23 protein-coding genes are annotated in these 22,029 nt (G+C 59.3%); 14 read left to right on the top strand and 9 right to left on the bottom strand.

What is annotated here, in order from left to right; all coding sequences use genetic code 11:
* The 3 genes from DYL59_RS12120 to DYL59_RS12110 all read left to right on the top strand — a co-directional run bounded on the left by DYL59_RS12120 (window position 1) and on the right by DYL59_RS12110 (window position 3,655).
* Window positions 1-1,161 carry an ABC transporter ATP-binding protein gene (locus tag DYL59_RS12120; protein ID WP_135289391.1) on the top strand — a complete coding sequence of 387 codons (1,161 nt, stop codon included), beginning with the start codon at window positions 1-3 and terminating at the stop codon, window positions 1,159-1,161.
* Between the two features lie 199 nt (window positions 1,162-1,360).
* The gene (locus tag DYL59_RS12115) at window positions 1,361-2,707 is read left to right on the top strand and encodes a carbohydrate porin (RefSeq protein ID WP_135289390.1); all 1,347 of its coding nucleotides are present in this window, start codon (window positions 1,361-1,363) and stop codon (window positions 2,705-2,707) included.
* A 102-nt stretch (window positions 2,708-2,809) separates the two neighbouring features.
* Window positions 2,810-3,655, top strand: coding sequence for a D-hexose-6-phosphate mutarotase (locus tag DYL59_RS12110; protein ID WP_135289389.1), 846 nt, complete (start codon window positions 2,810-2,812; stop codon window positions 3,653-3,655).
* A 132-nt stretch (window positions 3,656-3,787) separates the two neighbouring features.
* Here DYL59_RS12110 and DYL59_RS12105 read toward each other — a convergent pair whose 3' ends face one another.
* Window positions 3,788-4,648 carry a MurR/RpiR family transcriptional regulator gene (locus tag DYL59_RS12105; RefSeq protein WP_185708207.1) on the bottom strand — a complete coding sequence of 287 codons (861 nt, stop codon included), beginning with the start codon at window positions 4,646-4,648 and terminating at the stop codon, window positions 3,788-3,790.
* Window positions 4,649-4,867: 219 nt separating this feature from the next.
* Between DYL59_RS12105 and zwf the strand changes: the two genes are divergently transcribed.
* Genes zwf through DYL59_RS12090 form a run of 3 tightly spaced genes read left to right on the top strand, consistent with a single transcriptional unit; the run spans window position 4,868 to window position 7,717 of the window.
* Window positions 4,868-6,334, top strand: a complete 1,467-nt coding sequence (gene zwf / locus DYL59_RS12100; RefSeq protein WP_135289387.1) for a glucose-6-phosphate dehydrogenase — start codon at window positions 4,868-4,870, stop codon at window positions 6,332-6,334.
* Window positions 6,321-7,034, top strand: coding sequence for a 6-phosphogluconolactonase (gene pgl / locus DYL59_RS12095; RefSeq protein ID WP_135289386.1), 714 nt, complete (start codon window positions 6,321-6,323; stop codon window positions 7,032-7,034). Before zwf ends, pgl begins: the two co-directional genes overlap by 14 nt.
* 17 nt (window positions 7,035-7,051) lie before the next feature.
* Entirely contained in the window at window positions 7,052-7,717 is a 666-nt protein-coding gene (locus DYL59_RS12090; protein ID WP_135289385.1) for a bifunctional 4-hydroxy-2-oxoglutarate aldolase/2-dehydro-3-deoxy-phosphogluconate aldolase, read from the top strand.
* 142 nt (window positions 7,718-7,859) lie between these two features.
* Here DYL59_RS12090 and DYL59_RS12085 read toward each other — a convergent pair whose 3' ends face one another.
* Together DYL59_RS12085 and DYL59_RS12080 are read right to left on the bottom strand one after the other, a co-directional pair.
* Window positions 7,860-9,035, bottom strand: a complete 1,176-nt coding sequence (locus tag DYL59_RS12085) for an aminotransferase class V-fold PLP-dependent enzyme (protein ID WP_135289384.1) — start codon at window positions 9,033-9,035, stop codon at window positions 7,860-7,862.
* A gap of 10 nt (window positions 9,036-9,045) precedes the next feature.
* Complete coding sequence (locus DYL59_RS12080; protein ID WP_135289383.1) at window positions 9,046-9,282, bottom strand: DUF3820 family protein; 237 nt, start codon at window positions 9,280-9,282, stop codon at window positions 9,046-9,048.
* A 206-nt stretch (window positions 9,283-9,488) separates the two neighbouring features.
* Between DYL59_RS12080 and DYL59_RS12075 the strand changes: the two genes are divergently transcribed.
* The gene (locus DYL59_RS12075; RefSeq protein WP_135289382.1) at window positions 9,489-9,956 is read left to right on the top strand and encodes a ferritin-like domain-containing protein; all 468 of its coding nucleotides are present in this window, start codon (window positions 9,489-9,491) and stop codon (window positions 9,954-9,956) included.
* A 145-nt stretch (window positions 9,957-10,101) separates the two neighbouring features.
* Here DYL59_RS12075 and DYL59_RS12070 read toward each other — a convergent pair whose 3' ends face one another.
* Window positions 10,102-10,572, bottom strand: a complete 471-nt coding sequence (locus DYL59_RS12070; protein ID WP_105523957.1) for a MaoC family dehydratase — start codon at window positions 10,570-10,572, stop codon at window positions 10,102-10,104.
* Between the two features lie 54 nt (window positions 10,573-10,626).
* A complete protein-coding gene (locus DYL59_RS12065) occupies window positions 10,627-11,571 on the bottom strand; it encodes an alpha/beta hydrolase (protein WP_135289381.1) in 945 nt (314 codons plus the stop codon).
* Window positions 11,572-11,770: 199 nt separating this feature from the next.
* On the opposite strand from DYL59_RS12065, the gene fadD2 reads away from it, so the two are divergent.
* Together fadD2 and fadD1 are read left to right on the top strand one after the other, a co-directional pair.
* Window positions 11,771-13,459: a long-chain-fatty-acid--CoA ligase FadD2 gene (gene fadD2, locus DYL59_RS12060; RefSeq protein ID WP_135289380.1), complete on the top strand. Its 1,689-nt coding sequence runs from the start codon at window positions 11,771-11,773 to the stop codon at window positions 13,457-13,459.
* A gap of 386 nt (window positions 13,460-13,845) precedes the next feature.
* Complete coding sequence (fadD1, locus tag DYL59_RS12055; protein ID WP_135289379.1) at window positions 13,846-15,537, top strand: long-chain-fatty-acid--CoA ligase FadD1; 1,692 nt, start codon at window positions 13,846-13,848, stop codon at window positions 15,535-15,537.
* A gap of 187 nt (window positions 15,538-15,724) precedes the next feature.
* Here the strand turns inward: fadD1 and DYL59_RS12045 are convergent, their stop codons facing one another.
* Complete coding sequence (locus DYL59_RS12045) at window positions 15,725-16,102, bottom strand: hypothetical protein (RefSeq protein ID WP_135289378.1); 378 nt, start codon at window positions 16,100-16,102, stop codon at window positions 15,725-15,727.
* Window positions 16,103-16,301: 199 nt separating this feature from the next.
* Here DYL59_RS12045 and DYL59_RS12040 point away from each other — a divergent pair, with 199 nt between their 5' ends.
* From DYL59_RS12040 to def, 3 genes are all read left to right on the top strand, one after another.
* Window positions 16,302-16,487 carry a CsbD family protein gene (locus tag DYL59_RS12040; RefSeq protein WP_016973106.1) on the top strand — a complete coding sequence of 62 codons (186 nt, stop codon included), beginning with the start codon at window positions 16,302-16,304 and terminating at the stop codon, window positions 16,485-16,487.
* Between the two features lie 169 nt (window positions 16,488-16,656).
* A complete protein-coding gene (locus DYL59_RS12035) occupies window positions 16,657-17,607 on the top strand; it encodes a YihY/virulence factor BrkB family protein (RefSeq protein WP_135289377.1) in 951 nt (316 codons plus the stop codon).
* 3 nt (window positions 17,608-17,610) lie between these two features.
* A complete protein-coding gene (def, locus tag DYL59_RS12030) occupies window positions 17,611-18,150 on the top strand; it encodes a peptide deformylase (protein ID WP_135289376.1) in 540 nt (179 codons plus the stop codon).
* A 135-nt stretch (window positions 18,151-18,285) separates the two neighbouring features.
* Here the strand turns inward: def and DYL59_RS12025 are convergent, their stop codons facing one another.
* The 3 genes from DYL59_RS12025 to gstA form a co-directional block, all read right to left on the bottom strand.
* Window positions 18,286-19,104, bottom strand: a complete 819-nt coding sequence (locus DYL59_RS12025; RefSeq protein WP_135289375.1) for a class I SAM-dependent methyltransferase — start codon at window positions 19,102-19,104, stop codon at window positions 18,286-18,288.
* A gap of 72 nt (window positions 19,105-19,176) precedes the next feature.
* Entirely contained in the window at window positions 19,177-19,602 is a 426-nt protein-coding gene (locus DYL59_RS12020; RefSeq protein ID WP_135289374.1) for a GNAT family N-acetyltransferase, read from the bottom strand.
* A gap of 275 nt (window positions 19,603-19,877) precedes the next feature.
* The gene (gstA, locus tag DYL59_RS12015) at window positions 19,878-20,480 is read right to left on the bottom strand and encodes a glutathione transferase GstA (protein ID WP_135289373.1); all 603 of its coding nucleotides are present in this window, start codon (window positions 20,478-20,480) and stop codon (window positions 19,878-19,880) included.
* Window positions 20,481-20,576: 96 nt separating this feature from the next.
* Here gstA and DYL59_RS12010 point away from each other — a divergent pair, with 96 nt between their 5' ends.
* A complete protein-coding gene (locus DYL59_RS12010; protein WP_135289372.1) occupies window positions 20,577-21,446 on the top strand; it encodes a LysR family transcriptional regulator in 870 nt (289 codons plus the stop codon).
* A 143-nt stretch (window positions 21,447-21,589) separates the two neighbouring features.
* Window positions 21,590-22,029 (top strand): PAS domain-containing protein (locus DYL59_RS12005; RefSeq protein ID WP_135289371.1); only part of this gene is annotated, 440 nt, incomplete at its 3' end.

The following is a 22,029-nucleotide window of genomic DNA, read 5'->3' as shown; positions in this document are numbered from 1 at the left end:
ATGGCTACGCTTGAACTTCGCAATGTAAACAAGACCTATGGCGCCGGCCTGCCCGACACCTTGAAGAACATCGAACTGTCGATCAAGGAAGGCGAATTCCTGATCCTGGTCGGCCCTTCGGGTTGCGGCAAATCCACGCTGATGAACTGCATCGCGGGCCTTGAGACCATCACCGGCGGCGCGATCATGATCGGCGACCAGGATGTGAGCGGCATGAGCCCCAAGGACCGTGACATCGCCATGGTGTTCCAGTCCTACGCGCTGTACCCGACCATGAGCGTGCGCGAGAACATCGAGTTCGGCCTCAAGATCCGCAAGATGCCCCAGGCAGACATCGACGCTGAAGTGGCGCGGGTGGCCAAGCTGCTGCAGATCGAGCACCTGCTCAACCGCAAGCCGGGCCAGCTCTCCGGTGGCCAGCAACAGCGCGTGGCTATGGGCCGTGCGTTGGCCCGCCGGCCGAAGATCTACCTGTTCGATGAACCGCTGTCCAACCTCGACGCCAAGTTGCGCGTCGAGATGCGCACCGAAATGAAACTGATGCACCAGCGCCTCAAGACCACCACGGTCTACGTGACCCACGACCAGATCGAAGCGATGACCCTGGGCGACAAAGTGGCGGTGATGAAGGACGGTATCATCCAGCAGTTCGGCACGCCCAAAGAGATCTACAACAACCCGGCCAACCAGTTTGTGGCGAGCTTTATCGGCTCGCCGCCGATGAACTTCGTACCCCTGCGCCTGCAGCGCAAGGACGGTCGCCTGGTGGCCCTGCTCGACAGCGGCCAGGCCCGTTGCGAATTGGCGCTGAACGTGGCGGACGCCGGCCTGGAAGACCGCGACGTGATCCTGGGCCTGCGCCCGGAGCAGATCATGCTGGCGGCGGGCGAAGGCGACAGTGCATCGAGCATTCGTGCCGAAGTGCAGGTCACCGAACCGACCGGCCCGGACACCCTGGTGTTCGTGCAACTCAATGACACCAAGGTCTGCTGCCGCCTGGCACCCGACGTGGCGCCGCAGGTGGGCGAGACCCTCACCCTGCAATTTGATCCAGCCAAGGTTTTGTTGTTCGACGCCAATACCGGCGAGCGTCTGGGCACTGCTTCTTCATTGCCCGCACAGGGGCATGCCGACAATGTGGCCCAATTCAAAGGCCGCTGAAGCAGGTAGGAGCGAGCTTGCTCGCGAAGGTCTTTAACGATGACGCGGGCATTCAGGATGAACGCTGTGACCTTCGGTTTTTCGCGAGCAAGCTCGCTCCTACAGGTTGTGATTTGGATTTAAGTAGTTGTTTTAGATAAAAAAAGTAAACCGCGTTAGATAAAAACAGTTTAATAACAATAAAGACGAGGATGTAGGGATGAAAAAGCAACACAACAACACCCGGCTGATCTGCCAACTGTCAGCAGCAGCAGCCCTGGTATTGTCCGCCAATGCGATGGCGGCCGATGCGTTCAGCGCCGATTCCAAGTGGATGACCGGCGATTGGGGCGGGGAGCGTACCAAGCTGATCGAGCAAGGTATCGACATCAAGGCCGACTACGTAGGGGAGATGGGTTACAACGCCCATGGCGGCTACAACAACGACAAGACCGGTCGCTATGCTGACCAGTTCGGTCTTGGCGTAGCGCTGGACCTACAAAAGCTGTGGGGCTGGGACAACACCCAGGCCAAGATCCAACTGACCAACCGTAATGGCCAGAACATCTCCAACGACCGTATCGGCGACCCGCGTGCCGGCACCCTGAGTTCATCCCAGGAAGTGTACGGTCGTGGCCATATGGTGCGTCTGACCCAATTCTGGATTCAGCACCAGATGTTCGACAACAAGCTGGACGTTAAACTGGGCTACTTCGGTGAAGGCGAAGACTTCAACACCTTCCCATGCGACTTCCAGAACCTGTCGTTCTGCGGCTCGCAGGTCGGTAACTATGTGAACACCTGGTACAACTGGCCAGTCAGCCAGGCCGCGATCCGCGTGAAGTACAACATCACGCCAGAGCTGTATGCCCAGATCGGTGCATACAACCAGAACCCATCGCAGTTGGAGCACGGCAACGGCTTCAAGCTCAGCGGCAGCGGCACCAAGGGCACCGTGATTCCAGTTGAGTTGGTCTGGTCGCCGAAGGTCAACAACCTGCCGGGCGAATACCGTGTGGGTTACTACAAAAGTGCCGCCGACGCCTCTGACGTTCGTGAAGACGTCAACGGCAACGATGCAGCGACCACTGGCGCGGCTTACCGTACCCGCAGCAGCAAGAAAGGCTACTGGTTCGTTGCCCAACAGCAACTCACCACCCATAACGGCGACGCTTCCCGCGGCCTGAACATCGCTGCCAACGCCACCTTCCACGACAAGGAAACCAACCTGGTCGACAACTATCAATCGATCATGCTGGTGTACAAAGGTCCATTCGATGCGCGTCCAAAAGACGACGTTGGTATCGGTGTCGCTCGCCTGCACGTCAACGATGACGTGAAGAAGAACTCTGAGCTGCTCAACGCCGCCAACGGTGTGAGCGACTACGACAATCCGCTGTACACGCCGATCCGTGAGACTGAGTACAACGTGGAGCTCAACTACGGTTTCCACGTCACCAACTGGCTGACCGTGCGTCCCAACCTGCAATACGTCGTGCAACCTGGCGGCGTAGATAAAGTCGACAACGCGTTGGTCGCGGGCCTGAAAATTCAGTCTACGTTCTAACGCTGTTGCGATAAGCTCCTTCTCTCTGTGCGCATTTTGCGGGTAGCCATGGCTACCCGCTTTTTTTGGGCAGCACCGTGAAGACATTCAGGACTGTGGCACATGCATGAGCAACCGCTGCAACGCTTTTTCAAATCCCTGCGCGAACGCCCGGTGTTCGCCTGGGAACGCTTTCAGATGCGCGATGTGTTGGTGATCGACCATCCGCTGTGCCAGGCGGTGTTCAGCCGCCAGGGCGCGCAACTGTTGCACTTTCAGCCCAAGGGTCAAAAGCCCTGGTTGTGGTGTGCCGCCAAATGGCCGCAGGTCGGTGCCATTCGGGGGGGGATTCCGGTGTGCTGGCCGTGGTATGGCCGTCATCCCAGTGAAAACGCCTGGCCCTCCCATGGTTGGGCGCGCCTGATCGACTGGAAACTGCTGGACAGCAGCACCGACGACGACGGCGTGCGCCTGCACTGGCAATTGCAGCTGTGCGACTGGCAGGTAGACCTGCACGCGCACCTGGGTGAAACCCTGGAACTGCGCCTGAGCACCGAGCATCAAGACGAATTGCCCTGCCAATTGAGCCATGCTTTGCATGCCTACTGGCGTATTGGTCATGTTGACGAGATAGCGCTGTCTGGGCTCGATGGCGCCCAAGGTTACGACCAACTCAGCCGCCAGGCCTGCCAGCAGGAAGGTGAGCTACGGGTGGACGGTGGCTGTCAGCGGGTGTTCCAGCATGAGGGGGAACTGCAACTCAAGGATCACGCCTGGCAGCGCGAGTTGTGCATCGATACGGGCGACAGTGCCGACACCGTGGTGTGGCATCCGGGCAGCCGGCCGTTGTTGGGTGTCAGCTTCAACGAGGCGTCGGGGTTTGTGTGCGTGGAGTCGGCGATGGCCGGGGCCAGTTTGGCGCCGGGGGAGAGGGCGCACCTTAGTTTGCAGGCCAGGGCTGGGGTTTAGCGGTGTGGCTGATGGCCCCTTCGCGAGCAAGCCCGCTCCCACATTCGACCGAGTTCCAACATGAGAATGCGGTCAAATGTGGGAGGGGGCTTGCTCCCGATGAGGCCAGTACAGCCAACCCACATCCTGGCCCTAGTTGAACTCGTCGCCCACCGGATACCGGCTGTCATTCAAGCTCTCCTTGATCTTGCGCAGATGCGGCTGGAAATCCACCCCGCGACGCAAGGTCATGCCCGTCGCCAATACATCCAGCACCGTCAACTGAATGATCCGCGAGGTCATCGGCATGTAGATATCGGTGTCTTCCGGCAATGGAATGTTCAAGCTCACCGTACTGGCCTTGGCCAATGGCGAATTCTCGGCGGTCACGCCCAGCACCGAGGCGCCGTTGCTGCGGGCGATACGGGCCACTTCCACCAACTCGCGGGTACGCCCGGTGTAGGAAATGATCACGAACAGCTCGCCGGTATGGGCCACCGAGGCGATCATGCGTTGCATCAGCACGTCAGCGTGGGCGGTGACCGCCAGGTTGAAGCGGAAGAACTTGTGCAGCGCATCCATGGCCACGGGGGCCGACGCGCCCAGGCCGAAGAAGTGGATCTGGCGCGCCTGGATCAACAGGTCCACGGCCTTGCTGATCAGGGCCGGGTCCAGGGCCTGGCAGGCGCTGTCCAGGGATGCGATGGCACTGCCAAAAATCTTCTGGGTGTAGGCCTCGGGGTTATCATCGGCTTCCACGGCGCGGCTGACGTACGCCGCGCCACTGGCCAGGCTTTGCGCTAGCTGCAATTTCAGTTCAGGGTAGCCGCTCACGCCGAACGAACGGCAGAAACGGTTGACCGTCGGTTCACTGACCGAGGCGGCCTGGGCGAGGGCGGCGATGGAGAAGCGGGTCGCCTGCTGTGGGTTGAGCAGGATGACCTCGGCGACTTTTTTCTCAGCCTTGTTCAATTCTTCGAGGCGGTTCTGGATCTGTTCCAGAAGATTTCGCACGCGGTCCATTCAGTCTTTCCTTCGGGCGACGATGCAAATAAAGGGTGGCAACCAATCGACCAGTGGTCTTTTGCGGTGGCCTATCCTACTGAGGGTAGCTGAACACCACCACTCGGAATGCGTATTTCGGGAAAATGTTGTGGTTATTACTACATTTTTCCTTGAGTGATGCCTTGAAAAAAGGTATTTGTAGCTTAACTTGATAAAAGAACAAACATCATGCCTTTGATAACCGTAGAACCCTGCACCTTTGCCCTATTTGGCGCCTTGGGTGATCTGGCGCTGCGCAAGTTATTTCCTGCCCTCTATCAACTCGATGGTGCGGGCCTGCTGCACGACGACACCCGCATCCTGGCCCTGGCCCGCGAAGCCGGGTCCGCGCAGGACCACGTAGCGCATATTGAAAAAGAACTGCGCAAGTACGTTGGCAAAGAGCTCGACGAAACCATCGCCCAGCGTTTCCTGGGCCGTCTGACCTACGTACACGTCGACTTCAAGAATGCCGGTGACTATGTTGCCCTGGCGGAAATTGCCGGTACTGCGCAGACCCTGATCGCCTATTTCGCTACACCGGCGGCGGTGTATGGCGCGATCTGCGAGAACCTGTCCAAGGTCGGCCTGGCGGAAAACACCCGCGTCGTGCTGGAAAAACCCATAGGCTCGGACCTGGAGTCCTCGCGCAAGGTTAACGACGCCGTGGCGCAGTTCTTCCCGGAGAACCGCACCTACCGCATCGACCACTACCTGGGCAAAGAAACCGTCCAGAACCTGATCGCCCTGCGTTTCGCCAACAGCCTGTTCGAAACCCAGTGGAACCAGAACTACATCTCCCACGTAGAAATCACCGTGGCCGAGCAAGTTGGCATCGAAGGCCGCTGGGGCTATTTCGACAAGGCTGGCCAACTGCGGGACATGATCCAGAACCACCTGCTGCAACTGCTTTGCCTGATCGCCATGGACCCCCCGGCTGACCTCTCGGCCGACAGCATCCGTGATGAGAAGGTCAAGGTGCTCAAGGCCCTGGCGCCCATCAGCCCGGAAGGCCTGACCACCCAAGTGGTGCGCGGCCAGTACATCGCTGGCTACAGCGCCGGCAAGCCGGTGCCGGGGTACCTGGAAGAAGAGAACTCCAACACTCAGAGCGACACCGAAACCTTCGTCGCCCTGCGTGCCGATATCCGTAACTGGCGTTGGGCCGGCGTGCCGTTCTACCTGCGCACCGGCAAACGCATGCCGCAAAAGCTGTCGCAGATCGTCATCCATTTCAAGGAACCGTCCCACTACATCTTCGCCCCCGAGCAGCGCCTGCAGATCAGCAACAAGCTGATCATCCGCCTGCAACCGGACGAAGGGATTTCCTTGCGCGTGATGACCAAGGAGCAGGGCCTGGACAAGGGCATGCAACTGCGCAGTGGCCCGCTGCAACTGAATTTTTCCGACACCTATCGCAGCGCGCGGATTCCCGATGCCTACGAGCGGTTGTTGCTGGAAGTGATGCGCGGCAATCAGAACCTGTTTGTGCGCAAAGATGAAATCGAAGCCGCGTGGAAGTGGTGTGACCAGTTGATCGCCGGGTGGAAAAAATCCGGTGATGCACCCAAACCGTATGCGGCGGGTTCCTGGGGGCCGATGAGCTCCATTGCACTGATCACGCGGGATGGGAGGTCGTGGTATGGCGATATCTGATTTGAAACTGCCTCAGGGCGTAACACCCCATGAGTACCGCACGCCGGTGCTGCTGGCCGAAGGCCTGGCCAATGACGTGGCCGAGCAATTGCGCGCGGCCATCAGTGCCCGTGGCGAAGCGACGTTGGTGGTGTCCGGTGGCCGCAGCCCCGTGGCATTTTTCCAGCACCTGGCCAAGCAAGGGCTGGATTGGTCCAAGGTGACGATCACCCTGGCCGACGAGCGTTGGGTGCCGGTGGAGCACGCCGACAGCAATGCTGGCCTGTTGAAGCAGCACTTGCTGCAAGGCCCGGCGGCGAAGGCCAAGTTCCTCAGCCTCTACAGCGCCGCAGCCAATCTTGAAGATGCAGCCGAGCAGGCCGATCGCCTGCTGGCCGAATTGCCAGCCATTGATGTGCTGGTGCTGGGCATGGGCGATGACGGTCACACCGCGTCGCTGTTCCCCAACAGCCCGAACCTGACTGAAGCCCTGCAGCCCGACGGTACTCGCCGTTGCTGGCCGATGCTGGCGCCAACCGTGCCACACCAGCGCCTGACCATGAGTCGCGCACTGCTGGCCACGGCCAATTACACCGTGCTGTCGATTTCCGGCAGCTCGAAATTGACCACCTTGAGCGCCGCGCTGGCCAGTGATGACGTCGCTGCCATGCCGATTCGCGCGTTTTTGCAACCTACATTAGAGATTTACTGGTGCCCATGAGCCAAGGATCAGCCGCTATGAACAGCCCTCAATCGACCGTGTCCATGGCGGACAAAGTTGCCCTGATCGACAGCCTCTGCGCCAAAGCGCGGATTCTGCCGGTGATCACCATCGCCCGTGAACAGGACATCCTGCCGCTGGCCGATGCCCTGGCCGCTGGTGGCCTGACGGCGTTGGAAGTGACCCTGCGTTCGCAGTTCGGCCTCAAGGCCATTCAGGTACTGCGCGAGCAACGCCCTGAATTGTGCACGGGCGCTGGCACTGTGCTGGACCGCCATATGCTCGAAGCGGCAGAAGTGGCCGGTTCGCAATTTATCGTCACCCCCGGCATTACCCGCGACTTGCTTGAGGCCTCGGTGCACAGCCCGATCCCGCTGCTGCCGGGCATCAGCAATGCCTCGGGCATCATGGAAGGCTATGGCCTGGGTTATCGCCGCTTCAAGCTGTTCCCGGCCGAAGTCAGCGGCGGCGTGGCGGCGATCAAGGCCCTGGGTGGTCCGTTTGGCGAAGTGAAATTCTGCCCCACCGGCGGCGTCGGCCCGGCCAACATCAAGAGCTACATGGCGTTGAAAAACGTGATGTGCGTAGGCGGCAGCTGGATGCTGGACCCTGAGTGGATCAAGAACGGCGATTGGGGCCGCATCCAGGAAGTCACCGCCGAGGCGCTGGCGCTGCTGGACTGATCTGATTTAACGAATCGTTGTTGCTGTGCTTAACGGCATTTTTGCGGCGCACTTGGTCGGTGTGCCGCTTTTTTTTGCCTGTAGAAAATGTTGAATTCAACGCCGATCAAATGTGGGGGCGAGCAAGCCCGCTCCCACATTTTTAATCTTCGCTCAGCTCGGTAATGGCGTTTACCAAGACATTGATATCCGCCGCCGAAGTCACCAACCCCGGCGTCACCCGAATACAGGTGCCAAACGCCGCGCCCACTCGGGTCGTGGTGAACAGGTTGTAATCCCTGAGCAATCGATCTGCCATCACCTGCTGATCCCTGCCCACAAACTTGAACGCCGTAATCCCACAATAAAGGCGCGAATCATCCGACGTCAGCACCTCAATCCCCGCCAACGGCCTGACCTGGCTCACCCACAAGTCCCGCAGGTAATTCACCCGCGCACCCTTGGCCGCCGAGCCCCCCAAGGCGCGGTGTTCTTCAAACACCAGCGGCAAGGTCATCAGCGCCGGAAAGTTTGGCGTGCTGTAGGACGTACGTGCCCGAACATCGGTGGTGGGGTAATGAAACTCGCCCATGTCCGGGTCGATATCGGCCAGGCGTTCTGGCGCGATATACAGAAAACCCAGGGTCAACGGTGCGCCAATCCATTTGTGCAGGTTGAAGCCGGCGAATTGGATGCCCAGTTCAGCAAGGTTGAACTCGATCTGGCCCAAGGCGTGGGCGCCATCGAGGATTACGTCCACGTTGTGTTCACGCGCCAGTCTGGCAATCGCCTCGATGGGCATCACCAGGCCAGTGCGATGGGTGACGTGGGTGAGCGCCATGAGCTTTAAACGTGGGTACTGCACGAACGCATCGCGATAAGTCTGCACCAAGCTGTCGAAACTGGCCGGATGTGCGTGGGACAGTTCGATCACCTGCACGCCACGTACCCCCGCCAACCAGCGCATGGCGCCCTTGACCGTGTCGTACTCCAGGTCACTGATCAGCACCTGGTCGCCCGGTTGCAGGCGGTTGTAGTTGCGGATCAGTGACTGCAAGGCTTCCGTTGCATTGCGCGTGAAGGCAACCGACTCCGGATCGACGCAGATCAACTCGGCCAGTTGGCGACGGATCTCGAGGTTTTCTCCCTGCTCGAAACGCTGGCGCACATACACCGAGTTGCTGCGGTTGATAAACGCAACGTGCTCCAGGTATTGCGCCTGCACTGCGCGGCTCATGCGCCCGAAGTAACCGTTTTCCAGGTTGATCGGCCCGGGCTGCAGCTCATAGCGCTGGGCGATGGTGTGCCAGTGGTGTTCGTTGTCGGCATTGCTTGGCATGGCAGGGCTCTTAATGGCGAGGGGCGGGTTTGCCGTGTTTTACACGCAACGGTTCAAGCAGTTCGGCCAGGCCGTTGCTGTCGATTTCCTGCATCAACGCCAGCAAACCGCCCAACTCGCCGTGGGGAAAACCTTCACGAGCGAACCAGTTCAAGTAGGGGCCCGGCAGGTCGGCGATGATTCGACCCTTGTATTTGCCGAAGGGCATCTGGCGGGTAATCAGCAGTTCGAGTTTTTCCGGGTTCATGGCACTTCAGACGATGGAGTCGAGACTTCGGAAAATACAGGCATTCTGCATGAAGGCCAAATGACAGATCATGCAAATAGCGTACATACAGATGGTTCAATAATTCATAAGGCATTGAAATATAACGTAAAAATAGTTTTCAAAAACCTGGCACGGGCGCTGCAATCATTAAGACAACCTTCTTAACCCGCACAAGGAAATGGAAAATGACTGACATCAATAAAGAATCGATCTCCGTACTCAACGACCTGATCGAGACCAGCAAAGACGGCCAGAAAGGTTTTGCCACTTGTGCCGAAGACATCAAGCACCCCGAGCTCAAAGCGCTCTTCGTAAAGCGCTCCGCTGATTGCGCAGCCGCCGCTGCCGAACTGCAAACGGCCGTGCGTGCACTGGGTGGCGATCCGGAAGAATCCGGTAGCGTCGCTGGCGCCCTGCACCGTGGCTGGGTGGACGTGAAGTCGCTGGTCACCGGTAAAGATGAAGAGGCGGTGCTGAACGAAGCCGAGCGCGGTGAAGACCACGCACTGAAGGCTTACAAGGAAGCGATCGAGAAGATCAACAAGCACAACCTGCTGGGTATCCGTGACCTGGTGGAGCGCCAGTTCCACGGTGCGCAACGTAATCACGACCAGGTCAAAGCCCTGCGTAACCAGGCTCGCGCTCAGTCGTAAGCCCTGCGTTGTAAATGCTGTAAGAAATGTGGGAGGGGGCTTGCCCCCGATGGCGGAGTGACAGTCAAAATATCTATGACTGACCCACCGCTATCGGGAGCAAGCCCCCTCCCACATTCGTGCTGTGTGAAACTTTAGATTGGGATCAGCCGATGGTAATCGGCGGCAGCTCGGTCAACGTCACTTCCTGCTGCTTACGCGGCGCCAGAATCTCCGCTTCACCATCCACCACCAACTCATCACGCTGGTTAAACACACGAGTGGCAATGCGCACGCGAAACTTCGGCAGTTTCTCCAGGATTTCCAGGCGCACGGTCAGGGTGTCGCCGATCTTCACCGGCTTCTGAAAGCTCATCTGCTGGCCGATATAGATAGTGCCCGGCCCAGGCAGTTCACAGGCTACGGCCGCGCTGATCAAGGCGCCGCTGAACATGCCGTGGGCGATACGCTCCTTGAACATGGTGGCCTTGGCGTACTCGGCATCCAGGTGCACCGGGTTGTGGTCGCCGGACATCGCGGCGAACAGCTGGATATCGCGCTCTTCCACCAATTTGCTGTAGCTGGCGGTCTGGCCGACTTCGAGGGCTTCGTACGGGGTGTTGGTTACCTGGGTCATCTAAAGGTGCATCCTGTGGCTAATCGGTAATTTAATCGGCTGATTTTAAACGAATTATTCGCAGCGAACCGGCCTGCGCAAGGTCAGGGCCCCGTCGAGCCATGCCAGTACGTGCGCGGTCACTTCATCGCGATTGGTTTCGTTGAACACTTCATGGCGCGCCTGCGGGTAGATCGTCAGTTGAACCTGCTTGCCGCCGGCTTCGCGCAGTGCGTTGGCCAGGCCGGTGAGACGCTTGCCTTCACTCACCGGATCACATTCGCCGCCGATCACCAGGATCGGCAGGCCTGGATCGATCTGGGCGAGATTGGACGCTTTACTGATTTGCTGCAAGCCGCCCAGCAGGTCGATCCACAGCTGGTTGGTGCAGCGAAAGCCACAGAGCGGGTCGTTGATGTACTTGTCCACCTCCATCGGGTCACGGCTGAGCCAGTCGAACGCAGTGCGGTTGGGCTTGAACGCCTTGTTGAAGGAGCCAAACGACAGGAACTCGATCAACGCACTGCGCCCCCGCACACCCTGGCGCGCGCGCTCGATACGCGCGATCACCCGCGCGGCACGGTACAACGCTACCGGCTGAAAATTCGAACCGCTGAGAATCGCCCCATCCAGGCTGGCGCTGTGGTGCAGCAGGTAGGCCTGAGCGATGTAGCTGCCCATGCTGTGGCCCAGCAGGATGATCGGCAGCCCCGGCTGCTGCTGGCCGATATGCTGGTTGAGGCTGGCCAAGTCACCCACCACCTTGTTCCAGCCATCGTGCTCGGCGAACAGGCCCAGGGTGCCTTCGTCGGCGGTGCGGCCGTGGCCACGCTGGTCCAGCGCATACAGGCCGTAACCCGCTGCGCACAGGGCTTGGGCCAGGCGCGCATAGCGCCCACTGTGTTCGGCCATGCCATGGGACAGCATCACCAGCGCCTTGGGCTGGCCTTGCGGCACCCATTGATTGACGTACAGGCGGCTGCGGTCATTGGCCGTCAGCCAGAAGGTGCTGTGGTTCATGGCGCTTTCCTTTGCTCGGGGTCGTTGCAGTGTATAGCCCATCTCCAGGAAAGCGCCTGATCAGCGTAGGGCCTTGTAGGAAGATTCACGCAATCAATGACGCACTTTCCAGTATTTGCCTGTTTAGTCATAGCTGCTAACGTCCCCAAAGCTCCGCTTTCTATGCGGCCGGACACACTCAGGTAAGAGGACAAGAATAATGCAACCTGATTTCTGGAATGACAAACGCGCGGCGGGCGTTCCAAGCGACATCGACCTTGCGGCCTACAAGTCGGTGATCGAAGTCTTCGAGCGTTCCTGCAAGGCCTTTGCCGACCGTCCGGCATTCAGCAACATGGGCATCACCCTGACCTACGCCGAGCTTGAGCGCCAAAGTGCGGCGTTCGCCGGCTACCTGCAGCAGCACACCGACCTCAAGCCCGGCGAGCGCATCGCCGTACAGATGCCCAACGTGCTGCATTACCCGATTGCCGTATTCGGCGCCTTGCGTGCCGGGCTCATCGTGGTCAACACCAACCCGCTGTACACCCCACGCGAAATGCGCCACCAGTTCAAGGACGCCGGCGTGCGTGCCCTGGTGTACCTCAACCTGTTCGGCTCGCGGGTCCAGGAAGTGTGCACCGACACCGAGATCGACTACCTGATCGAAGCCAAGATGGGCGACTTCATGCCCGCCGCCAAAGGCTGGCTGGTCAATACCCTGGTCGACAAGGTCAAAAAGATGGTCCCGGCCTACAGCCTGCCCCGGGCCGTCTCGTTCAAGCGCGCGCTGCGCATGGGCGCCGGCCTGGGCGTGACCCGCCATCCGGTGACCCTGGATGACATCGCCGTGCTGCAATACACCGGCGGCACCACCGGCCTGGCCAAGGGCGCGATGCTCACCCACGGCAACCTGGTGGCCAACATGCAGCAGGTGCGTGCGTGCATGTCCCAAACCGGCGAAGACGGCCACCCGCTGATCAAGGAAGGCCAGGAGGTGATGGTGGCGCCGCTGCCGCTGTACCACATCTATGCTTTTACCGCGAACTGCATGTGCATGATGGTTTCCGGCAATCACAACGTGCTGATCACCAACCCGCGGGACATCGGCGGCTTTATCAAGGAGCTGAAAAAGTGGCGGTTTACCGGGCTGCTGGGCCTCAACACCCTGTTTGTGGCATTGATGGATCACCCAGATTTCAAGACCCTGGATTTCTCCCACCTCAAGCTCACCAACTCCGGCGGCACGGCGCTGATCAAGGCCACTGCCGAGCGCTGGGAGCAACTCACCGGCTGTGCGATAGGCGAGGGCTACGGGTTGACGGAAACCTCACCGGTGGCCAGTACCAACCCTTACGGCAGCCATTCCCGGCTGGGTACCGTGGGCATCCCGGTGCCGGGCACGGCAATGAAGGTGATCGATGACCAGGGAGTGGAATTGCCATTGGGCGAACGTGGCGAACTGTGCATCAAGGGCCCGCAAGTGATGAAGGGCTACTGGCAGCAACCGGCGGCTACGGCCGACACCCTGGATGCCGAAGGCTGGCTCAAGACCGGTGACATTGCGGTGATCGACGAGGATGGGTTTATCCGCATCGTCGACCGTAAGAAAGATCTGATCATCGTGTCGGGTTTCAATGTGTACCCCAATGAGATCGAAGACGTGGTGATGGCGCACCCGGCCGTGGCCAACTGCGCGGTCATCGGCGTGCCGGACGAGCGCACAGGGGAGGCGGTGAAGTTGTTCGTGGTGGCGCGCGCCGAAGGGGTGAGCCTTGAAGAATTGAAGGCGTATTGCAAGACCAACTTCACGGGGTACAAGGTGCCCAAGCATATTGTGTTGAGGGAGTCGCTGCCGATGACGCCGGTGGGCAAGATTCTGCGGCGCGAGCTGCGCGACATAGCTTGATTTGAAATAGGTTCAAAAGGTGGGAGGGGGCTTGCTCCCGATTGAGGTGTAACAGTCACCAGATGTATCGACTGATTCACCGCTATCGGGAGCAAGCCCCCTCCCACATTTGTTTTGTATTGCCTTGGAGGCCTTGTTCCAGAGCCGTTTCTTGGAGGATTTAAACTGTGACCAGAAATTGTCCTACAGTCGTGTTTATGACTGCAGGGCCCCCTTTTGGCTCTAGTCGGCCCTTGGCAAAGCTGCTACTCTCGGCGCGCTTTGTGACATCTCGGCCTGCTTGAAAGCGCCAGACTCACCTAAAAAAACATACACCAATAATAATCGCATCAAATGCGATGATGAATTCGCGTCGCTGAATTCGTGTCGCTGAGGAGTGGGCTTCCATGAACGAAGACTTTTGGAAGGATAAGTACCCCGCCGGGATTGCTCCAGAGATCAATCCAGACGAGTATCCAAATATTCAGGCGGTACTGAAACAGTCCTGCCAGCGCTTCGCCAACAAACCGGCTTTCAGCAACCTGGGCAAGACAATCACCTACGGTGAATTGTATGAATTGTCCGGCGCCTTCGCCGCGTACCTGCAACAGCACACCGACCTCAAGCCCGGCGATCGCATCGCCGTGCAATTGCCCAACGTCCTGCAATACCCGGTCGCCGTATTTGGCGCGATCCGGGCTGGCTTGATCGTGGTCAACACCAACCCGCTGTACACCGCGCGGGAAATGGAGCACCAATTCAACGACTCCGGCGCCAAGGCCCTGGTCTGCCTGGCCAACATGGCCCATCTGGCGGAAAAGGTCGTGCCCAAGACCGCCGTCAAGCATGTGATCGTCACCGAAGTCGCCGACCTGCTGTCGCCGTTCAAGCGCCTGCTGATCAACAGCGTGATCAAGTACGTGAAGAAAATGGTCCCGGCCTATCACTTGCCCAAGGCGATCAAGTTCAACGACGTGCTGGCCAAGGGGCATGGCCAACCGGTCAGCGATGCCAGCCCTGCCAGCAGTGATGTCGCGGTGCTGCAATACACCGGCGGCACCACCGGCGTGGCCAAGGGCGCGATGCTCACCCACCGCAACCTGGTCGCCAACATGCTGCAGTGCAAGGCGCTGATGGGCTCCAACCTCAACGAAGGTTGCGAGATCCTGATCACACCGCTGCCGCTGTACCACATCTATGCGTTCACCTTTCATTGCATGGCGATGATGCTGATCGGCAACCACAACATCCTGATCAGCAACCCGCGTGACCTGCCGGCCATGGTCAAGGAACTGTCGAAGTGGAAGTTCAGTGGCTTTGTCGGCCTGAACACCTTGTTCGTGGCGTTGTGCAATAACGAAGCCTTCCGCAGGCTGGACTTCTCTGCGCTGAAAGTGACCCTGTCGGGCGGCATGGCCCTGCAACTCGCCGCTGCCGAGCGCTGGAAGGCGGTGACTGGCTGTGGCATCTGCGAAGGCTACGGCATGACCGAAACCAGCCCGGTGGCCACGGTGAACCCCATCCAGCACATCCAGATCGGCACCATCGGTATTCCGGTGCCATCCACCGTCTGCAAGGTGATTGCCGACGATGGCACCGAGCTGCCCCTGGGTGAAACCGGTGAGCTGTGCGTCAAGGGCCCGCAGGTGATGAAGGGCTACTGGCAGCGCCAGGACGCCACCGACGAAATGCTCGACAGCGAAGGCTGGCTCAAGACCGGCGACATCGCGATTATCCAGCCAGATGGCTACATGCGTATTGTCGACCGCAAGAAGGACATGATCCTGGTCTCGGGCTTCAACGTGTACCCCAACGAGCTCGAAGACGTGCTGGCAGGCCTGCCGGGCGTGCTGCAATGTGCGGCCATTGGTGTGCCGGACGAGAAGTCCGGGGAGATCATCAAGATCTTCATCGTGGTCAAGCCGGGCGCTACCCTGACCAAGGACCAGGTGATGGAGCACATGCGTGCCAATGTCACGGCCTACAAGGTGCCCAAAGCCGTGGAGTTCCGCGATGCGTTGCCGACCACCAACGTGGGCAAGATCCTGCGGCGTGAATTGCGCGATGAAGAACTGAAGAAGCTGGGCCTGAAAAAGTGATCCCATAAAAAACCCCGCGAATGCAGGGTTTTTTATGCTTGCTGATGAGCTGGCCTTGAAATGCAATCGAATGTGGGAGCGGGCTTGCTCGCGAATGCGGTGGGTCAGTCACCAAAGATATTGACTGACCTACCGCATTCGCGAGCAAGCCCGCTCCCACACAAGCCACACAGTTTTGACCGCGTTCTTACAGGGCGAAGTGCGCAAAGCCCACGCCTGCGCCGGCAGGCCGCACATCCTTCAAGAACGAATCCTTGTCCGCACTCAGCTCCAGCGTGATCTCCGGCTTGCGCTTGCCCGCATTGCGCACCACCAGCCCCTCGATGTGCTCACGCAGGAATGCCGTTGGCACCTTCAGGTGCAGCAATTGGTCAGTCTCGGCGTTGTGCATCAACAAATGAATCCACTCGTACTGGCCCACGGCAATACGGCCCACCGGCAGGTCGAACCACCAGATGTTGCGCTTGCGGTCCAGGTCGGTGAAGTGGCAGTTGTTGACGCCGAGTACGGCACCGCCCAGTTCGGTGTTTCTGCGGGCGATAGCCTGTGCTTTATTGAGTTTCATAACCTTCCTACGGGATCTGTTATCCAGCGTTATAGCCTGAATGTGCCGGGCATTCTCGTGGGTTGGCCGCAAAACATAAAGCCAAACCTGCCGCTGGCGATGAAATGCCCGTGGAAAATAATTGAAACTCTGCCGAACCGCGCCGGGTCAATCTCTAGGTAATGACCAAAACCCTTGATTGTTCTTCTGGAGAAATACCATGGGCAGCACAGCGGATAAGGCAAAAGGTTTGAAAGACGAAGCCGTCGGCAACATCAAGCAAGGCGTCGGCAAAGTCACCGGCAACGACAAACTGCGCGCCGAAGGCGTGGTACAGGAAAAGAAAGGCCAGGTTGAAAAGGCCGTGGGCGACACCAAGGATGCGGTAAAGAAAGCCACCAAATAAGGCTGCTTTCACGTATCCAGACGGCCATCCACGGATGGCCGTTTTTGTGTCATCTGGCGCAGTTAAAGTTTCGAAATTGTTTCAGGGTCGTCAAATAGGCTACCTTGATGTAGAAAACGGCCCCTGAGTCGCCCATGAACCAGACCTTTTTGCGGCGAAAGGAGACGCTATGATTTTTCCGGTCCTCGATGGCCTCAAGCTTCACAAAGTGTTGGTGCGCACTGTCAAGGAATTCGTCGACGACGAGATGCCCACCTACGCCTCGGCACTGGCCTACCAGATGCTGTTTTCCCTGTTTCCCTTCCTGCTGTTCCTGATTGCCCTGATCGGTTTCCTGCACCTGCCGGACTTCTTTACCTGGCTACGTATGCAATCGGAACTGGTGTTGCCGCCCCAGGCCCTGGAGCAGGTCAACCCGGTGATCGACCAACTGCAGCAATCCAAAGGTGGCCTGCTCTCCGTGGGTATCGTGATCGCGCTGTGGACCGCTTCAGCCGGTGTGCGCCTGATGATGAGCGCAATGAACGCCGCCTACGACGTGGTGGAAGGCCGGCCGATCTGGAAGCGTTTTCCGCTGTCGATTTTCTACACCGTCGGCATCGCCGGCATGTTGCTGGCTGCCGCCGCGCTGATGGTGCTCGGGCCGCAAGTGATGGAGTGGCTGGCTGGGCAGATCGGCATGCAGGAGTTCGTGGTGACGCTGTGGACCATCGTCCGCTGGCCGTTGATCGTGATCCTGCTGATGTTCGCCGTGGCCCTCATGTACTACGTGATGCCCGACGTGGAGCAGAAATTTCGCTTTATCACCCCAGGTTCCGTACTGGCGGTGGTGGTATGGATCGTCGCGTCCCTGGGCTTTGGCTACTACGTCAAGACCTTCGCCGACTACAACGCCATGTATGGCAGTATCGGTGCAATCATCGTGCTGCTCCTGTACTTCTACATTTCCGCCGCCGTGCTGCTGCTGGGGGCAGAGATGAATGCGGTGATCGAACACATGTCGGCCGAGGGCAAGGACCCCGGCGAAAAAGAGTTCGACGAGCCTGGCCACACCGATGAAAAACAGCATGTCTCAGGCCTTGGCCGGGACCATTCCAAGCCCACTGTCGATGAAGTCTGATCAATGATCCGTGAAATCCTGAAAATGGGCGACGAGCGCCTCCTGCGCATCGCGCCACCGGTTCCGCCAGAAATGTTCGACAGCCCTGAGCTGTGGCAGTTGATCGATGACATGTTCCAGACCATGGAACACGTGGGTGGCGTAGGCCTGGCGGCACCGCAGATCGGCGTCGACCTGCAGCTGGTGATCTTTGGTTTCGAGGCCAGTGAACGCTACCCGGAGGCACCGCCGGTGCCACAGACTATCCTGATCAACCCGCTGATTACTCCGCTGAGCCCAGTGCTGGAGGAGGGCTACGAAGGTTGCCTGTCGGTGCCGGGGTTGCGCGGTGCTGTGAACCGTTACCAACAGATTCGCTATGAAGGGTTTGATCCGAAGGGCGAGCCGATTGTGCGGGTTGCCGACGGTTTCCATGCGCGGGTGGTGCAGCATGAATGCGACCACTTGATTGGGCGGTTGTACCCTTCGCGGATTACGGATTTCACCAAGTTCGGGTTTATCGAAGTGATGTTCCCCGACATGGACCCCACGGCCGACGAGTAACTTTCAGACCTAATGAGGTCAAAATGTGGGAGCGGGCTTGCTCGCGAATGCGGTGGACCAGTCAACATATACGTCGACTGATCCACCGCATTCGCGAGCAAGCCCGCACACATTGGGGTTGCATTTCAATTGGGACTATTTTGTGGGCTTGACGAACCGCAACGTCATCCGGTCCGACTCCCCAATCGCCACATACCTGGCCTTATCCTGCTCCCCCAACTTCAAGGTCGGCGGCAAGGTCCACACACCCGCCGGATAATCCTTGGTGTCCTTGGGGTTGGCATTCACCTCACTTTGCCCCGCCAGCTTGAAACCGGCATCAGTCGCCAACTTCACCACCTGGGCGGTGGTCAGGTAGCCGGTGTCCTTGATTGCCTCAAGATCAGCACCGTCTTTGGCGCGATGGTCTTCCACCCCCAGCACGCCCCCCGGTTTCAGCACGGTATAAAACGCGCTGAATGTCGCCGCTGCGGTATCGGCCGCAACCCAGTTATGCACATTGCGGAACGTGAGCACAGCATCCGCCGACGCGGGTTTGCCGAACACCGGTGCCTTGGGGTCGAACTCCACCACTTGGGCTTTGGCATAACGCGTAGGGTCGGCGGCGAATTTCTTTTTCAGGTTCTCTTCGGAGGTGCGCGCATAAGCACTGCTGCTGGCAGCCTGCACGGTGGCGATGTACTGCCCGTGATCCTTGAGCAGCGGCGCCAGCACTTCGCTGTACCAACCACCGCCGGGGGTGATCTCGATCACCGTCTGCTTGGCGCCCAGGCCAAAAAATTCCAGGGTCTGCTGCGGGTGGCGGTAACCGTCGCGGGCGCTGTTGGCCGGGTCGCGCCAGCTGCCGGCCAGTACGCTTTGGTACTGCTTGGCGCTGATGGGCGCGTCGGCGGCCTGGCTGAATGTGGGGAGGAGGAGGGCGGTAAGGGACAGCGCTGCAAACGTCGTTTTCATGATCATCCGATAAGTGGGCCACTGTGCCGCCGAGGCTAGCATGGGCCTGCTATGGGCTGATCACACATTATCTTAGGACGACCTCACCAATGGTTCTAAGCCCATGGCGATCATCGGTTTGTTGCGCTTGTAACGCACCAACCGCTCACTGAGGGACTGGGGCAGCAGCGTGTCTTGGGTAAACCCCATGCGCTGGTACAACCCTTCCAGGTCCGGGTGGCACAGCAGCCATACCGTGCCTTCCACTGAGGCCACTGCCTCAAGAATCAACTTCGCTGCCAACCCTTGGCCGCGATAGGCCGGGTCTACAAACACACCGGTCAACCACTGCCCGCCCACCACCGGCGTGAGGCACAACCCGCCAACAATTTCGCCATCGCGCGCCACCCACAACTGTCCACCCTTAAGCGCCTTCATCGACGAGTTGTGGTTGCGGTAAAACTTGTTCAGCAGCGGCCACAAGGGCTCTGCCAGCAGATCGATGGTCAACTCGGGCATGGTGTTCAGGCAGCGTTATGAAGGGGCGGGGATTATAAGCGCCTTCTGCCAGGCAATAGGTGGTATACCCAGTGCTACATCCCCTTACAGTGGAGTACGCAGCATGGCCAAAGGTATGGATTCAAAGAAAGCCGCGAAGAAAAAACCGGCAAAGACCGCCGATGAAAAACGCGCCGACAAGAAGGCCAAGAAATCCGAGAGCGGTTTGTTCGGCCATTGAGTTTCCAGCCTGATGTGGGAGCGGCTTGGCTCCCACATTCTCATCGCAGTTCAGGTCATTGGGCTTCTGCCGCCAGTGCCGCAATCACTGCCGGCCGCTGCCCCACCCTTTGTTGAAACGCATCAAGGGCCGGCCATTCCCGCAGATCAATCCCGTGGAAACCCGCCCAGCGCAGCACCACGAATAAATACGCATCCGCCACCGAATACTGCGCGCCCAGCAGGTAATCCTGACGTTCCAACGTCTGCACCAGCACCGCAAACCGCTTGAACAGGGTGGCCTGGAACATCGCCCGTACCTCGCCCTGGATCGCGTCGTTGAAGAACACCGCCAAGCCGCCATGAATCTCGGTAGCAATGAAGTTCAGCCATTCTTGCAAGCGCACCCGCTCCCAGCTGCCATTGGCCGGGGCCAGACCTGCTTCGGGCTTCAGGTCGGTCAGGTATTGCAGGATCGCGCTGGCTTCGGTCAGCACCTGGCCGTTGTCCAGTTGCAGCGCTGCCACGTAGCCCTTGGGGTTGATCGCTAGGAAGTCTTCGCCGTTGGCCGTGGTTTTGGCCTGGTTGTTCACCAGCACCAGCTCGAACGGCAGCGCCAATTCCCGCAGCACGATATGGGGGGCGAGGGAACAGGCGTGGGGGAAGTAATACAGTTTCATCTGGGGCAACTCCGTTGAATTTGCGCCAGTCTCGCGGGCATGGCACCGTGCGTAAAATTAAACCTTCAGCCCCCTGCCATAAGGACAGCTACTGTCATGATGAACCTGATGCACTGGCGTTTGCTGGTGGCCGTGGCCGATCACGGCAGCATCACCGCCGCCGCCGAGCGGGTGGGCATGACCCAATCCGCCGCCAGCCAGGCCATGGCCGGCATGGAGGCGACGCTGGGTGCGCAGTTGTTCACCCGTGAGCCGCGCAAGACCTTGCCCACCGCATTGGGGCTGAGTGTGATCGAGCAGGCGCGGGTAATGCTCGGGGCCCTGCAGGTAATTCGCAGCACCGTGGACGACGCCAGGCCGACCCTGCGCGGGACCCTCCGCATCGCCAGTTTCCCGATGGTGCTGGCGACGTTCCTGACTCCGCTTTTGCAGCGGTTCGCGCAGCTGTATCCCGGTATCGAAGTCACCACCCTGGATGTCAGCGACAATGAAGTGCACACCTTGCTCAGCGCCGATTTGATCGACCTGGGTGTGGTGCTCAACCCCAAGCCTGAACAAAACGCCACGGTGCTAGGCCGCGATTTCTGGATGGCGGTGCTGCCGACGAGCCACTTTCTGGCCCAGCGACCTGCGGATGCCACGGTGACGCTGGCGGAACTGCTCGACCAACCCTTCGTGCTCGCAACCGGCGGTTGTGTTGCCAATGCCCGCAGTCTGGGCGCCGCAGCCGGGCTGACCCTGCGCGATATACGCGTGGAAGTGCGTGAATGGAGCAGTGCCTTCAGCCTGGTGCGCGAGGGCGTCGGCGTGACGCTGGTACCGGAGATGGCCCTGCCGGTCCAGCGCAACGGCCTGCGGGTGATGCCGTTGACGGTGCCGCTGCACCGCGAATTTGCGCTGGTCGGCACGCCCAGCCGAGCGCCGTCGGCAGCGACCTGCGCATTGTTAAAAATGCTGGCTGACTAGTGACCTTGCATAGCGCCAAGCCCTGTCTATGCTCACCCAGAACCGTTGATGACGCTTGGCCTATAAAGCGATTCGGATGGTTGTTTCCCCATAAATGAATGGAATGCGCCTTCCTGGCGCCGGGAATCAAGGGTGATCTGACTATGTTCAACCGCCATCACAAATCCGATCTGCAACAAATCGAACGTTTCTCCTGCGCCCTTACCGAAGCCAACGCCAAACTCGCCGCCATCAGCCGTTCCATGGCGATGATCGAGTTTGACCGCAACGGCGTGATCCTCGACGCCAATGACAACTTCTGCAAAACCATGGGCTACAGCGCCGAGGAGATTCGTGGCAAACACCACCGCCTTTTTTGCGAGGAGGCCTACACCCACACGGAGGCCTACACCAAGCTGTGGCGCGACCTGGCGCGGGGCGAGGCCATCAGTGGCACCTTCATGCGCCTGAACAAGCGCGGCCAGGAGGTGTGGCTTGAAGCCAGCTACATGCCGGTGCTGGACAGCGACAAGCAGGTGCAAAGCGTGATCAAGGTGGCATCGGATATCTCGGCGCGGGTGCACCACGAACATGAAAACCAAAG

The organism is Pseudomonas kairouanensis (assembly GCF_004682055.1).
GTDB lineage: Bacteria > Pseudomonadota > Gammaproteobacteria > Pseudomonadales > Pseudomonadaceae > Aquipseudomonas > Aquipseudomonas kairouanensis.
Note: the sequence above shows the minus strand (reverse complement) of the source record. Positions and strands in the feature narration are given on the sequence as shown.